Here is a 14,581-nt window from a genome sequence, read left to right as displayed (position 1 = left end):
AACTTTCAACTATTAAACTTTCAAACATTCAACCTATAAAAAGAGGAACTTATGACAAACGATATTCACCGACACGCAACGTTGTTGAAAGCTGCGGCGCGCGCTGCGAAAAACATCACCACCATTCTCGATCCGTATGATCTGCTTCAGCGCACCGTGGACATCATCTGCGATGAATTTGGCTTTTATTACGCAGGTGTGTTCTTTCTGGATGATGCGAAGCAGTATGCTGTCTTGAAAGCGGGACGCGGCGAAGCGGGCAGGGAGATGATCAACGCCGGGCATCGGCTTGCCGTTGGTGGGAACTCGATGATCGGTGCGAGCATTGCCAATCGTCAGGGGCGCATCGCACTGGACGTTGGGGCTGAAGCGGTTTTCTTTGAGAATCCCCACCTCCCGAAGACTCGTTCTGAGATGGCGCTGCCGCTTGTTGTGGGCGAAGATGTCATCGGGGCGCTGACCGTCCAATCCACAGAGGAAGCTGCTTTTCACGATGAAGACATTGCAGCATTGCAGACCATGGCAGATCAGCTTGCCATTGCCATTCAAAACTCCAACCTGCATCGTCAGGCCGAACGCCGCTCGCGCTTGCTGAAAGCTGCGAACCGTGTTGGCAAGGAAGTCACTTCGATTCTCGATCTGGAAAAACTGCTGCCGCAAACCGTCAACATCATTTGCGAATCCTATGGCTTGTATTATGCAGGCGTCTTCCTTGTGGATGAGGCTGGCGAATACGCCGTCCTGCGTGCTGGATACGGCAAGGCAGGCAAGGCGATGGTTGCCGATGGGCACAAGCTCAAGATCGGCACCGACTCGATGATCGGCGCCTGTATTGCAATGAGCGAAGCCCGCATTGCATTGGATGTAGGGGAGGAGCGGGTGCATTTCAAGAATCCGCATTTGCCGCATACCCGTTCTGAAATGGCCTTGCCCTTGATTTATGGCGGCAGAGTGTTGGGTGCGGTGACCATTCAAAGCTCGGAAGAGCGCGCCTTCAGCGAAGATGACATCACCACGCTGACCACCATGGCCGAGCATCTCGCGGTTGCGATCAACAATGCCCATCTGATCGAAGAACTCAAGGATGCACACGATGAGATTTTGCGCAACAAAGTCTTTGAAGCGTTGACCACGGCTTCCACCGAAGCCATTCACTGGATCGGTAACAAGACCTTGCCGATCTCCCTGACTGTTTCCCGTCTGCGCGAAGAAATTGCAGATGGTAAGGTCGATCTCGAATCGCTCAAGGAAGATCTCGATATGATCTCCGAAAGCGCGGCACAGATCATCCAGGTCAAAGAACAGTTGATCGGTGCGGTGCGCGAGCAAAGGCCGCGTCCCATTTTGTTTGCTGATGTAGTGCAAACTGCCGCTCACCAGCGCGATATTTCCAGCTCCATGCTCAAGGTGAAGATCGACCACGCTGCTGCGTATGTCATTGCAGACAGCACCCAGCTCGTGCGTGCAGTCGGAAATATTTTGCAAAACGCCGCCGAAGCAGGTGCGAAATCCATCAAGATCACGGCGCGCGAGACCGAAGAGCGCGGTATTCTTGAGATCATGGTCGATGACGACGGCTCTGGCATGGACCGCGACGTCATGGAAAAAGCCTGGTCGCCATTCTTTACCACGCGCGGCGTGGACCATCACGGCCTTGGTTTGCCCGCAGCCATGCATGTCATTTCGCAGGCTCAGGGACGCATTGCCATTGTCAGCGAAAAGGATAAGGGTTCCACCGTTGCCATTTACCTGCCGAAGGGAATTGTGAACGATGAACCCCTGAAAGCTGGCAATGTGAAGCACCTGCTGTTGATCGATGATAACGACGATTGGGCGAATCATTTTTCAGAATTGCTCAAAAACACAAATGTCAAGCTCACCCAGACTACAGATTTGAAGAAACTGCCTGCTGCCGATCTTGTTTTGGTGGATGAGAATATCACCGCCATTCCTCTCGCGGATGTGTTGACTGCGATCGCAAAGGAGGGGCTCGTCTCGAAAACAGTGATCCTCACTTCGGCCATCAACCCCGAACGTGTGACCCAATTCATGCACGATGGTATGAAAGACGTGTCAGTGAAGCCCTACTCTGCCGGGGAAGTAAGCGAACTATTGAAGTAATTTAAGAAGACCTGACAGGTTTGAAGAAGCCTGTCAGGTCTCATTTGAGGATTATGCGACCAAGATGGCGTAAGGTTTTACACGATTTATGGGATAACAAATCCCGCACACTGCTGGTGGTTCTGTCCATTGCAGTGGGCGTATTTTCCATTGGGGTCATTGCGGGCGCCTATCAGATCATTGGTAATGATATGGGCGTTTCTTACGCGGCGAACAATCCGTCAAACATCGAGCTGCGGATGGCGAATTTCGACCAGGACGTGCTGGATAACATTCGTAACATGCGTGGAATTGCGGATGCAGAAGCACGACGCGTGATCAACTTCCGGGCGCGCACCACCCATAGCGACGCCTGGATATCACTGGACGTTATTGCTTTTAAAAATTTTAAAGAGAATAAGATCAACCTGTTGAAGCCTGTGATGGGGGCATCTGAGGCAAAAAAGGATGAGATCCTGCTTGATAAGCGGGCACTCGAAAAGTTCGATTTTGAGATCGGCGAATACATTATTCTTGAATTGTCCGATGGCACCACGAAGCAATTAAAGATCGTTGGTGTCGTGCAGGATTCCAGTTCCAGTGCGGGTGATTTTCTGGCTCCGTCCCTTGGTTTTATTTCAATGAAAACCATGCCCACTCTGCACCAGCCCGAGGACTTGTTCAATCGCGCATACGTGACCCTGTCTGAAGGCGTGGATGATCTGGACTACATCCATGAAGCAGGTGCAGACATCAAGGACAAGCTGGAGAGGAATGGGACGGATGTCATCCGTACACGCTTCTCTGAAAAAAATAAATATCCGCTTGCAGATATCATCAACGCCGTCCTTGGTATTTTGATGGCGCTTGGTATTTTGATCGTCTTCCTTTCGAGTTCGTTGATCGCCAACACCCTCGATGCATTGCTTAGTCAGCACTTGCGCCATATCGGTGTGATCAAACTGGTCGGCGGCAGGGGCAGACAGGTCTTTGCCATGTACGTCACGCTCATCATGGCTTTTAGTTTCCTGGCGCTGTTGGTCGCGATTCCTGCAGGTGGGTGGGGCGCGTATCGACTTGCCGAGTTTATGGCGGAGAAACTGAGATTCAATCTGCTTGGGTACCGCATTGTGCCGCTGGCGTTTGTCATCCAGGTTGTGATCGGACTGCTTGTTCCCTTGATCGCGGGCGTTACACCGGTCATCAATGGATCGCGTATCACAGTGTTGCGTGCCTTGAGCGGAGATATCGCAGGCGACGAAAACAAACCACACAAACACGAGCAGGAGCGCATCTCATGGTTCGACTGGATGCTGGTGCGTTTGACGAATATTTTGGCCAGACGGGGGATTCACTTCCCACGCCCGTTCATCATCTCCATTCGCAATACATTCCGCCGCCGCGGACGTTTGATGTTAACGCTTTTCACTTTAACAATGGGCGGCGCGATCTTTATCGCTGTGTTCAACGTCCGCATTACTCTGCATGATTACATGAACGACATCGGGAAATATTTCCGTGCCGATGTCACGCTTGACTTTGACAAACCGTATCGCATTCGCGAGGTGGAGCAATTTGCCCTGCAGAATCCAGATGTGGTATCTGTGGAAGGCTGGCAGTTCCTTTCATTTGAGCTTCTTAACCCTGATGGTACAGTGGCTGAGAACATAAACGTTTTTGCGCCACCCTCCGACAGCAAATTGATCGAGCCGATCATGGTTGCAGGACGATGGATGCGGTCAACAGACGTCCGCAAGCTGCTCTTGAGCGAGAAAGTACTTGATACCTATCCCTCTCTCAAGCCTGGCGACCCCATCCTGCTCAAGATCAATGGCCACGAAGAGACATGGGAAGTCATCGGATTATTCAAATTTGTCGGGCAGGAAGGCGTGTTTGCGTATATACCGCTTGAATACGCCGCTCAAATCACCAACCTGCCAAATCGCTCTTCGTCCTTCCGCGTTGTAACCATGCAGCACGACCGTACGTCTCAGGATTTAATGGCGGAAAAACTGGATCGATTCTTTCGCGATGAAGGATTCAAAGTCCGCAAAGCGGAATCAGGCCTCGCGTCATTGGATAGCGCCCTCGAAAGCCTGGATATTCTCGTTGCGTTCCTGCTCATCATGGCGGTGTTGACCGCTATTGTCGGCGCGATGGGTTTGACCGGTACGATGGGTATGAATGTATTGGAGCGTACACGCGAGATCGGGATCATGCGTGCCATCGGCGCAGACGACCGCGCTGTCATGCGGACCATTATTGCAGAGGGTTTTGTGATAGGAACGCTCTCATTTATTCTGGCAATTGGCGTCTCCATTCCATTCACATATGGGCTTTCCTATATTGTCAGCCTGGCTGTGTTTGAGACTCCCATCGATGTAGTCTTTACGTTCCTGGGCTATGCCATCTGGTTTGGACTTGTACTGCTGCTTTCAGTGATCGGCTCCATTTTGCCAGCGCGCAGCGCTGCCCGCCTGACGATTCGAGAAGTACTGGCTTACGAATAAAAAAATATGTCATTGTGAGGCCGTTTGCTATTTTGCCGAGACTTCACACAGACATTCACAATCCTATAGAAGGTAAACATGAAAAAACAAATATTGAATATCGTTGCATTACTAACAATTTTCTCTCTCGCTCTTGCCGCGTGTGGAACTCAACCCACCGCCGCACCTGCTCCTGCAGAATCTGTGGTGTCATCCAATGAAGTGGTGGCGGAGGGCCGCCTTGAACCGATTCAGGGAACCAACCTGTCCTTTCAAACTCGCGGAGTCGTTGAGGCGATTCTTGTGCAGGCCGGAGACTCCGTCAAAAGAGGGGATGTCCTCGCGCGGCTGACAAATGCGGGTGTGGCCGAAGCGCAGGTCGTCATCGCACAAAATGCCTATGATACCCTTCTCCGCAATGAGAGCGGCGACCGTGCCCGACTTTGGCAGGCTTACATGGATGCACAAACCAAGCGCGGCGAAGCTGAACAGAAATGGGACGATCTGAACGTGGACAACATCGAAGATAACATTGAAGATGACAAGGCCACAGTTGAGGATCGCAGAGAAGATCTTCAGGATGCGCAGGATGACTTCGAAAAATATAAGGACCTTGACGAAGATAACTCCAACCGCAAATCTGCTGAAGATGATCTCGAGCGGGCACAGGAAGATCTCAATCAGGCCATCCGTAACCTTGAAGATAATATCCGCGAACGCGATGAAGTCCGTGCCAGATACGATGCTGCTCTGGCTGTTGAAGCCGAGGCGAAGTATCAATATGAGATCAGCCTCGACGGCCCCAATGCCGATCAGCTTACGCTTGCCAAAGCCAATTTGGATTCGTCCCAGGACACGCTTTCCAACTATGTTCTGACCGCGCCATTTGATGGGATCGTGGCAGATGTCAGTGTGAAGGCGGGTGAACAGGTCACAGTAGAAACGCGTGTGATCAGCATTGCCAATTTCGATTCGTGGGTCATTGAAACTACGGACATTACCGAACTGGAAGTGGTGAAATTAAGCGTAGGCCAGCCGGTGCTGTTTGTGCCCGATGCTCTGCCCGATGTTTCACTTAAAGGCACGATCACCGAGATCAGCCAGGCATTCACCCAGCAGGGCGGCGACATTCTGTACACGGTTCGCATCGCTGTACAGGAGGCTGATCCGCGCTTGAAGTGGGGTATGACCGTGGAAGTAACTTTTATGGAACCTATTCAACAATAAGTTCCATTTTATATAAATAGAACATCTGAGTGATTGAATTTTATTTTTGTGCGTGCAATAATTTAATTGCTCCGAGAAAAGGCAATACCGGGGAAACCCCGGTTGCGCAAAGTCATGGGCCTAAAGCTGAACTGAGTCATGGCAGCCAGACTACCGACAAAAGCAAAGCCGCCAAAAGACGGCGACGCAAAGTCAGAGCGTCTAAAATCAACATACGCATGAAAGTTGTGCAGTTGATCAAGACCGACCGACCTCCGAAAGGCAAAATCAGGGAAACCTGATGACGCAAAGCCCTGGATCTAAAATCATACGCCTTATTTTGTGGTCATGATCGCCAGGCTGCCGAAGAGCAATCTTTTCTCAGGGATGACCATTATTTGAGTCATCCCTGTTTAATTTGGATGTGGAACCGCCTCTCACTTAACCGAAAGCTGGGAGGCGGTTTATTGTTATAATCGCGCCGACGAATCGTCCTCCTCAACAAGGGCGGAAATCTTTTATGGATATAAATTCTCCCAACTTTCTTTTTCTCTTCCTGCCTTTATTCATGCTGGTGTATTTCATCGTTCCCCAGCGCGGAAAACTCATCATCGGTGTTGCAGGCAGCCTGTTGTTTTATGCGTGGGGAAATCTTCCCTATGTTGCCATGATGATGGTTCTCACTCTCTTCGCTTACTTTCTTGCGCGCGGAATTGACCGTTGGCGTGATCAGAGAACCTCCCTGTTCCTGTTGTGGCTCGGAATTCTTGTAAATGTTGCGCTTCTGGTCGTTTTCAAATTATGGACGGGTGTTAAATATCCGCTGGGGCTTTCCTACGTCACCTTTCAGGTGATCGCCTACCTGCTCGAAGTCTACAACAAGGTGTCCGCAAGTGAAAAGGACATGCTGGCTTTTTCCTTTTACCTGCTGCTCTTCCCAAAGATTCCCGTCGGCCCGATCACACGCCACCGACAACTGCGCGAACAGATCCAGAACATTCAAGTTGTGCCGACAGATGTAGCGGATGGTCTTCGTCGATACATCCGCGGATTCGCTAAAAAAGCCTTGATTGCCGATACGCTTGCACGGGTGGTCACACCGATCTTCAAACTGGCATCTCCGACCATTGATCCCTCGTTCGCGTGGCTGGTTATCATCAGCTATTCCCTGCAATTGTATTTTGACTTTTCAGGATATACCGACATGGCCATTGGTCTCGGGCGCATGATGGGATTTCGCTTTCTGGAGAACTTCAACTTCCCCTACATATCCAAAAGCATCGGTGATTTTTGGCGGCGCTGGCATATCTCACTTTCAAACTGGTTCCGCGATTTTGTGTTTTATCCGCTCGAAAGACGGCGCTTGAAATGGATCGGCCAGCCGCTCAACATTCTGATCGTCTTTGCGTTGACAGGTCTTTGGCATGGCCTGACGAGAAACTTTCTCATCTGGGGCCTGATCCACGGAATGGCCTTGATCTTCGAATCCACAGCCCTTGGAAAAAAACTGCGTACGGCCTGGGCGCCTGTTCAGCATGTGTATGCGCTGGGAGTGATTCTGGTTGGCTGGGTGTTCTTTCGCTCGCCTTCACCCGATTTTGCTTTCGATTTCCTGCGCCGCCTTGCAGGCGATACAAGCGGATTAAGTCCTCTGCCATTCGAAGTGACCAGCCCACTGCCGTTCATCGAGCCGACTTTTCTTCTTGCATTCGCTGCTGGCATTTTGCTGGCGCTTCCGTTGGGGAATTGGTTTCAGAGCAAAGCTGATGTTATTTCCAACGATAAGCCTGTTGTGAAATTCTTTTTTCAATTGGTGTACGATCTGGGACTCGTTTTTCTATTTCTAGCAGCGGTCGCCTCCACAGTGAGTGCCACCTTTCAACCAGGAATTTATGGGACATTTTAGTTTCAACATGTTTCGGCCTGAACAGAGCCGCTTGTTCTCTGCGGAGCAGTCGAGTGACCTTGTTTGCCTGCCCATGAAACTTCAGGAGACCGTGTAAATGAAAATGGGAACTTGGGATAAACTCTATCCAAAAATATTCGTCTCTGTTTTCTTTGCCATTCTGCTGGCCCAACTCCTCGGCCCGCAGTTGACAGTCAAAACGATCTCGGACCGTTTTTTTCTGAAGACGGCATTGATCCAGTCATTTAACGGCTTTCGTTATTCACTTGGCGACCAGGTTTTTAATGAAGGGATCGTGGGCAAGGATGGCTGGTTGTTCTACTCGGGCGATTTCAGCATCCACGATTATCAAAAGACATCCCCCGTCAGCAAAAAGAATTTGAAGGAAGTGGAAGCGATCTTGAATCAAATCAACGATGCCGCCATGCGTAACGGCGGGAGCATGCTGGTGGTCATCCCGCCTGATAAAAACACGATCTACCCGCAGTACATGCCCGATGAAATTCCCGTGCTCGGCGAAACCTCGCGCCTTGAACAGTTCATGCAATACATGCAGGAGCATACCAACATTCAAGTCATGGATTTGCGTCCTGTGTTGAGTGAAGCCAGTCAGACCTCACAGATTTACTTCAAGTCTGATGCGCATTGGAATTGCCTTGGGGCGTACTATGCTTCCGCGGAGATCATCTCGATGGTCAGTATCAGCCATCCCGAAGTGCGACCGCGCTCTTTATCCGATTTTGAAATTGGCACAACGATCGATTCCTCGCTCGATATTTCCAAGACGATGGGGCTTGGCTTGCAAGAAGAGACATGGACCCTGACTCCAAAATTTGAAACTAATGTTGAAGTGATGCCCGCGCCGTTCGCCGAAAATAAACAGATGCGCGTTTCGGTCAATTCAGAAACCGACCTGCCCAGTGCGGTCATTTTGCATGATTCGTTTTACAACGAATGTTTGAATCAGTTGATCGAGCCATATTTCAGCAAGACCTTTTCTCTGCATTACGGCACGTCGAAACTTCCCGATTATATAGACCTGATCGAAAAGGAAAAGCCCGACGTGGTCATTGTGGAATTCGCGGAACGGCACATCGAATATTTCTTTAAATTATTGACGGAATAACCGCTTCGCACTTAACCGAAAGCTGATTGCTGTTTATTGATAGACTCTACCCGCAGGGTATAATCTCCTTATGAGCAAATCTTCCCGACCTCTTGACCCTGAATCAAAACCCGATGACCGCGTGGATAACGCCCTGCGTCCGCAAAAATTGGATGACTTGATCGGTCAGGATCAGGTAAAGGAAAACCTATCCATTCTCATCGATGCGGCCCGTGGACGAAGCGAGGCGTTGGATCATGTTTTGTTTTACGGCCCTCCTGGCTTGGGAAAAACCACCCTCGCGCATGTGCTGGGGAACGAAATGGGCGTCAATGTAAAAGTGACGGCTGGCCCCGCCATCGAACGCGCGGGTGACCTTGCGGCCATTCTCACCAATTTACGTGCTGGGGATGTGATCTTCATTGATGAAATTCATCGCCTCGGGCGCGCGGTCGAGGAAGTTTTGTATCCAGCAATGGAAGATTTCTCGCTGGATATTGTCATCGGCAAAGGTCCGTCGGCGCGCTCGATCCGTTTGAAACTGCCGAAGTTCACGGTGGTCGGCGCAACGACGCGGCTGGCTTTGGTCACTGCTCCGCTGCGCGCGCGTTTCGGCGCTGTGTATCGTTTGGATTACTACGATCTGGAAGCCATGAAAAAGATCATCACCCGAGCTGCGGGGATGCTTAAAGTGGAAGCCGATAAGGAAGGCATTGTTGAAATGGCGCGCCGTGCGCGTGGGACTCCCCGTATTGCCCTGCGCCTGCTGCGCCGTGTGCGTGACTATGCTCAGGTCCGCGCGAATGGGATCATCACCCAGAAAGTTGCCCGCGAAGCCCTCGACCTGTTGCAGGTTGACCCTCTCGGCCTCGATGATGTTGACCGCCGTGTTCTGAAGACCATCATCGAAAAATATAGCGGTGGGCCTGTTGGCTTGAATACCATCGCAGCTTCCATCAGCGAAGAGCAGGACACGATCATGGATGTGGTCGAACCGTATTTGCTCCAACTCGGCTTTTTAGACCGCACTCCGCAAGGCCGCGTTGCCACCAAATCGGCGTATGAACATTTGGGGTACACCTACACGGAACAGGGTCAGCAGAGGTTGTTGTAAATATTGGAAGGTTTGCAAGTTGAATAGTTTGAAGGTTTATTTTTTAACTTGTAACTCTGTGAACTTTGAAACTCAATGAACATGGAATCAATAGCTCGTTACTTAATGCTCGGCGGAATCATTCTCTTTCTTGTGGGTGGAGGTGTGTACTTCGCCGCGAAATTTGGAATTCCGCTCGGGCGCCTGCCCGGTGACATCCGCATTGAAGGGGAGAATGGAAGTTTTTACTTCCCTGTCACGAGTTCGATTTTGATTTCGGTGGTTTTATCCATTCTGCTCAATATCATCTCTCGTTTTCTAAAAAAGTAAATTTTGAAGGCTTTCGTAAAGTCGTTTTTTGGAAGCCTGCATTTTCCACGCAAATTCATGAAACGATTCTTCCTCCTTTTGCCTTTTCTCTTTTTTCTTTCTTCCTGTGGGCGTTTGGATACGATCCTGTATGTCCCGCAACAAACCCCTGAAACCTGGCTTCAGATCCAGCCTTATTTGGAATTCAACAGGCTGGTTATTGTTCAGCCGAGTACATCCATCATTGTTTATTTGCTGGGTGTTTTGACCATCGCCGTTGGGTTGTATTTTCTAAAGATCCGCGATGGACAACGCTCCCGCTTCTGGTGGGGAATTGCCCTGCTTCTTTGGGGACTCGGCGCGCTTTTGGCAGGCACAAGCTATGAAGCCTTCAGTTATGCCATCAAGTGCGAAGGCCGCACCGCCTGCCTGTGGACAAGCTGGTGGGAGATCGCCTATCTCATCGTTTCTGTCTGGAGCATTGATGCAATGATGCTGGCCGTTGCTCATTCCAGCGCCGACGGCAAATTGCGGAAGTGGCTTTCCATGTATGCCCTTATCAATGCGGTTTTCTATTTTGGGTTGGTGATGGCGGGGGCATTTATCCCGGTTAAATTTTTGATTTCTTTTGAATTGCTTCTCGTTGTCGCCGCGCCGAGTGTGATCGCGTTTTTCGCCATCAACGGCTGGCGGTATGCCAAATACAAACTGGATGCTGACCTTGTGTCATTGGGTGCTTGGTTGTGGTTAGGGCTTACCATTGCCGCTTATTTTCTCTATCTCATTTCGGGTAATACAGCGGCATTGTGGGCAAATGGGATTTGGTTTTCCGAAAACGATGTCTTGCACATCGGCCTTATTGTTTGGATGATCTATCTTGCGGTTGCGCTCGCCCCGCGCATTCGCGATATGAACAAAGAGATTTTATGAATAACACAAAACGAACCTATCTGATCGCTGCCGCTGTGTTTTTGTGCCTGTGTCCACTGGTGGCGGCTGGCATTGGCTATCTGTATTTTTCCGATATGCCGCCTGGCTCCCTGAGCGATAGCGGATATTATGTCCGCCGCACAAAGGTTTATTTTCACCCCGGCTTTGGGCTTGCGTCGCCATTTGAGATCACAGGTGCAGACCATGACTCGTTTGTGATCCTCGACCAATCCTATGCACTTGATGCCTCGCATGTTTACATTGATGGAAGCCAGATCCCAGATGCTGACCCATCTACTTTTGAATTATTGCAGCATCCCTTTGCCCGCGATTCCAGGCATGTCTATGCCAGTGGTCATGCTTTCAGTGATGACCCTGCCAATTTTGAGTCTCTCGCTGAAAATATCTCCCGCGATGGCAAACATATTTATTGGAATGCTGGGATCATTTCTGATGATCCATCTCATCTTGTTATTATTGGAAGTTGGAATTACCACACCTATCTCAAAGATTCAAAGACTGTCTTCGTGAATGGCAATCCAATTCAAGGCGCGGATGCCAATTCCTTTGAAGTCATTGCAGATGCTTACTCGCGCGATGAGCGGCACGTCTTTTACTTTTATGAAATAATTCCAAATGCAGATGGCGCCACATTTGAAATGCTTGAAAGCCCCTATGCGCGTGATGGCAATGCAGTATATTGGATGGGTCAAGCCATCCCGAACGCCGACCCGAAAACATTCAAAGTGCTGAACGCTAATTTCGAATGTTCCGCCGACGCTGACCATGCTTATTATCAGGATCAGGTCATCGCGAATGTTGATCCGTCGGCTCTTCCATCCAATATACAGGTCACAGGTTGTTCCGAAACCGAGATTTACACCAATCCATGAAAACATCCGACTTCGATTACGTATTGCCCGAATCTTCCATCGCGCAGACTCCTGCTGAGCCGCGTGATTCTTCGCGACTGCTGGTATTGCATCGTGATTCTGGGGAGGTGGAACATCGCATCTTTCGGGACCTCGGCCTGTTTCTGCAACCGAACGATCTTCTCATCCTAAACAGGACTCGGGTCATCCCTGCGAGAATTTTCGCCAAAAAAGAAACAGGCGGCAAAGTGGAGTTGCTCCTGCTGCGCCGCCGCGATGTGTTGACATGGGAATCCTTGGTGGGTGGTAAGGGTTTGCGTGTAGGCAAGAAGGTTGTGGTAGAAGTTGGTGGGGATGGACATGGTGAATTTTTTTTACAAGCCGAGATCATTGAGATACTCGAAGGCTCGGAGCGGCTGATTCGTTTTTCGGAACCTGTTGAGCCGTATTTTCCAAAAGTGGGGAACATCCCTCTGCCGCCGTATATTCACGAAAAATTGACCGACCCCGAGCGCTATCAGACGGTCTTTGCCAAAGAAGCTGGTTCTGCCGCCGCGCCGACTGCGGGCTTGCATTTCACGCCGCAACTGCTTGATGCTTTGCAAGCCAAAGGCGTGAAGGTGGGCTATGTCACCCTGCATGTTGGCCTGGATACGTTTGCCCCCGTCACTGAAGAGTCTCCCGAAGAGCATAAGATCCATACTGAGTGGTGCGAGCTTTCGCAAGAAACCGCGGACCTCATCAACCAAACCAGACAAAACGGTGGGCGGGTGGTTGCTGTCGGCACCACCTCCGTGCGGACTCTTGAAAGCGCCGCGCAATCTTCAATGGCCGATCCTCAATCACCAATCTCTTCTTTCATCGGCCCCACTTCGATCTACATTCTCCCTGGCTATCAATTCAAGGTTGTGAATGCGATGGTCACGAATTTTCATTTGCCCAAGTCCACGCTGATTATGCTGGTCAGCGCCTTTGCGGGGCGGGAGAGAATTTTGGAAACCTACAATCTCGCTGTCAGGGAAGGTTATCGTTTTTATTCCTTCGGTGATGCGATGTTCATTGAATAAGAGTTCGAAAGTTGGTAGGTTGAAGAGTTGGAATGTTCAACCCAAAACCTGTCAACTTGTAAACTTGAAACCTGTAAACCTGAAAACTCATGAAGACTAAACTTGAATCACTAAACGAAGAAATTATTTCCTGTCGCAAATGTCCGCGTTTGGTGGAATGGCGCGAGGAGGTGGCACGGGTCAAGCGCAAGGCCTACAAAGATGACGAATATTGGGGCAAACCTGTGCCAGGTTTCGGTGACCCAAAGGCGCGCGTGCTGGTGGTGGGGCTTGCTCCCGGCGCACACGGCTCGAATCGGACGGGACGTCAATTCACGGGGGATGCTTCGGGCGGATTCCTTTTCCCAGCGTTGCACCGGGCTGGGTTCGCGAATCAGGCCCGGGCGGAGTCCAGAAGCGATGGTCTGCTTTTGAAGGATTTGTATATCACCGCGTCAGGTCGTTGCGCCCCGCCCGATAATAAGCCAAGTCCAGAAGAATTGAATACCTGCCAGCCGTTTCTCGAAAGGGAAATTCAAATCATTCAGCCTAAAGTAATCATATGTCTGGGTAAGATTGCTTTTGATCGAATACTCAAAATAACGGCAATTCGAGGTTTGAAGTTTTCACACGGAGCAGTTTATGCTCTTTTACCTTCATCATTCATAAATCATCCTTCATCCTTGATTTGCTCCTACCATCCCAGCCAGCAAAATACATTGACAGGAAAACTGACCGTGAAAATGTTCGACGAAATTTGGAAAAAGGCGAAGTTGCTTCTCAATGAAAATCATTAAGCGTATTCTATTTGGACTCGTACTCGTCGTTGTGTTGGCTGTGTTGGGATTTGTGATCTGGGCCGAAACGCCCCTTGGCCCCGCGCCAGAGGCATTGGCGGCCCTCGAAAGTGATTCGAATGTCACGGTCACTACGGGTGACTTTATCATCTTCGAACCTGCAAACCTTAAACCTGTAACTGGTTTTATTTTCTACCCCGGTGGTCGCGTGGATTATCGTTCCTATGCCGCGCCGCTGCGTGAAATCGCTGCGCAGGGATATTTGGTGATATTGCTGCCTGTGAATTTGAACCTGGCCTTTTTTGATGTCAATGCAGGCGATCCTGTGTTTGCCGCCCATCCTGAGATTCAACAATGGGCCGTGGGCGGACACTCCCTTGGCGGTGTGGCTTCGGCTTTGTTCGCGAAAGACCATTTGAGTTTGGTTGATGGAATTATCTTCTGGGCCTCGTACCCTGCGGATGATTCGTTGAAGAATAGTTCTTTGAGCGTATTATCCATTTACGGCACGAACGACATGGCAGGGATGGAAAAGTTTAGTGAGACCAGCACGTTGCTGCCTGCAAGCACTGAGTATGTTGTGCTCGATGGTGGCAATCATGCCCAGTTTGGCGACTACGGCCTCCAGCCCGGCGACAAGCAGGCAACCATTTCTCGCGCAGAACAACAGACACAGGTGGTCAATGCTGTTGTGAAATTCCTTGAAGAGTTGGAAAAATAAACGATTT

At 50.2% G+C, this 14,581-nt stretch carries 12 protein-coding genes and 2 riboswitches; all 12 genes read left to right on the top strand.

The annotated features are described in order from the left end of the window. The first annotated feature begins 51 nt into the window (after positions 1-51). The 12 genes from IPI86_RS22470 to IPI86_RS22415 all read left to right on the top strand — a co-directional run bounded on the left by IPI86_RS22470 (position 52) and on the right by IPI86_RS22415 (position 14,574). A complete protein-coding gene (locus tag IPI86_RS22470; protein WP_345300264.1) occupies positions 52-2,121 on the top strand; it encodes a GAF domain-containing protein in 2,070 nt (689 codons plus the stop codon). Between the two features lie 53 nt (positions 2,122-2,174). Then, positions 2,175-4,610 carry an FtsX-like permease family protein gene (locus IPI86_RS22465; RefSeq protein WP_345300263.1) on the top strand — a complete coding sequence of 812 codons (2,436 nt, stop codon included), beginning with the start codon at positions 2,175-2,177 and terminating at the stop codon, positions 4,608-4,610. Between the two features lie 78 nt (positions 4,611-4,688). Next, entirely contained in the window at positions 4,689-5,816 is a 1,128-nt protein-coding gene (locus IPI86_RS22460) for an HlyD family efflux transporter periplasmic adaptor subunit (RefSeq protein WP_345300262.1), read from the top strand. Between the two features lie 70 nt (positions 5,817-5,886). Beyond that, a riboswitch (cyclic di-GMP riboswitch) is annotated at positions 5,887-5,974 on the top strand. Positions 5,975-6,066: 92 nt separating this feature from the next. After that, positions 6,067-6,163: riboswitch (cyclic di-GMP riboswitch) on the top strand. A gap of 152 nt (positions 6,164-6,315) precedes the next feature. Then, positions 6,316-7,701, top strand: a complete 1,386-nt coding sequence (locus IPI86_RS22455) for an MBOAT family O-acyltransferase (RefSeq protein WP_345300261.1) — start codon at positions 6,316-6,318, stop codon at positions 7,699-7,701. A 97-nt stretch (positions 7,702-7,798) separates the two neighbouring features. Continuing rightward, positions 7,799-8,827 carry a hypothetical protein gene (locus IPI86_RS22450; protein ID WP_345300260.1) on the top strand — a complete coding sequence of 343 codons (1,029 nt, stop codon included), beginning with the start codon at positions 7,799-7,801 and terminating at the stop codon, positions 8,825-8,827. A gap of 70 nt (positions 8,828-8,897) precedes the next feature. Beyond that, positions 8,898-9,920 carry a Holliday junction branch migration DNA helicase RuvB gene (gene ruvB / locus IPI86_RS22445; protein ID WP_345300259.1) on the top strand — a complete coding sequence of 341 codons (1,023 nt, stop codon included), beginning with the start codon at positions 8,898-8,900 and terminating at the stop codon, positions 9,918-9,920. 75 nt (positions 9,921-9,995) lie between these two features. Beyond that, positions 9,996-10,229: a DUF2905 domain-containing protein gene (locus IPI86_RS22440; RefSeq protein ID WP_345300258.1), complete on the top strand. Its 234-nt coding sequence runs from the start codon at positions 9,996-9,998 to the stop codon at positions 10,227-10,229. A 57-nt stretch (positions 10,230-10,286) separates the two neighbouring features. Next, a complete protein-coding gene (locus tag IPI86_RS22435) occupies positions 10,287-11,138 on the top strand; it encodes a hypothetical protein (protein ID WP_345300257.1) in 852 nt (283 codons plus the stop codon). Beyond that, positions 11,135-12,031 (top strand): DKNYY domain-containing protein, encoded by an 897-nt coding sequence (locus IPI86_RS22430; RefSeq protein ID WP_345300256.1) that lies wholly within the window; start codon positions 11,135-11,137, stop codon positions 12,029-12,031. Before IPI86_RS22435 ends, IPI86_RS22430 begins: the two co-directional genes overlap by 4 nt. After that, positions 12,028-13,077, top strand: coding sequence for a tRNA preQ1(34) S-adenosylmethionine ribosyltransferase-isomerase QueA (gene queA, locus IPI86_RS22425; RefSeq protein ID WP_345300255.1), 1,050 nt, complete (start codon positions 12,028-12,030; stop codon positions 13,075-13,077). The genes IPI86_RS22430 and queA overlap by 4 nt, the downstream gene beginning before the upstream one ends. An 89-nt stretch (positions 13,078-13,166) precedes the next feature. Then, positions 13,167-13,853, top strand: a complete 687-nt coding sequence (locus IPI86_RS22420) for a uracil-DNA glycosylase (RefSeq protein WP_345300254.1) — start codon at positions 13,167-13,169, stop codon at positions 13,851-13,853. Further along, on the top strand, positions 13,840-14,574 hold the full coding sequence (locus tag IPI86_RS22415; RefSeq protein WP_345300253.1) for an alpha/beta hydrolase: 735 nt from the start codon (positions 13,840-13,842) through the stop codon (positions 14,572-14,574). The genes IPI86_RS22420 and IPI86_RS22415 overlap by 14 nt, the downstream gene beginning before the upstream one ends. Positions 14,575-14,581 lie beyond the last annotated feature (7 nt).

The organism is Candidatus Villigracilis affinis (assembly GCF_016705895.1).
Taxonomy (GTDB): domain Bacteria; phylum Chloroflexota; class Anaerolineae; order Anaerolineales; family Villigracilaceae; genus Villigracilis; species Villigracilis affinis.
The sequence above is the reverse complement of the archived record's forward strand: the minus strand, read 5'-3'. Positions and strand labels throughout refer to the sequence as shown.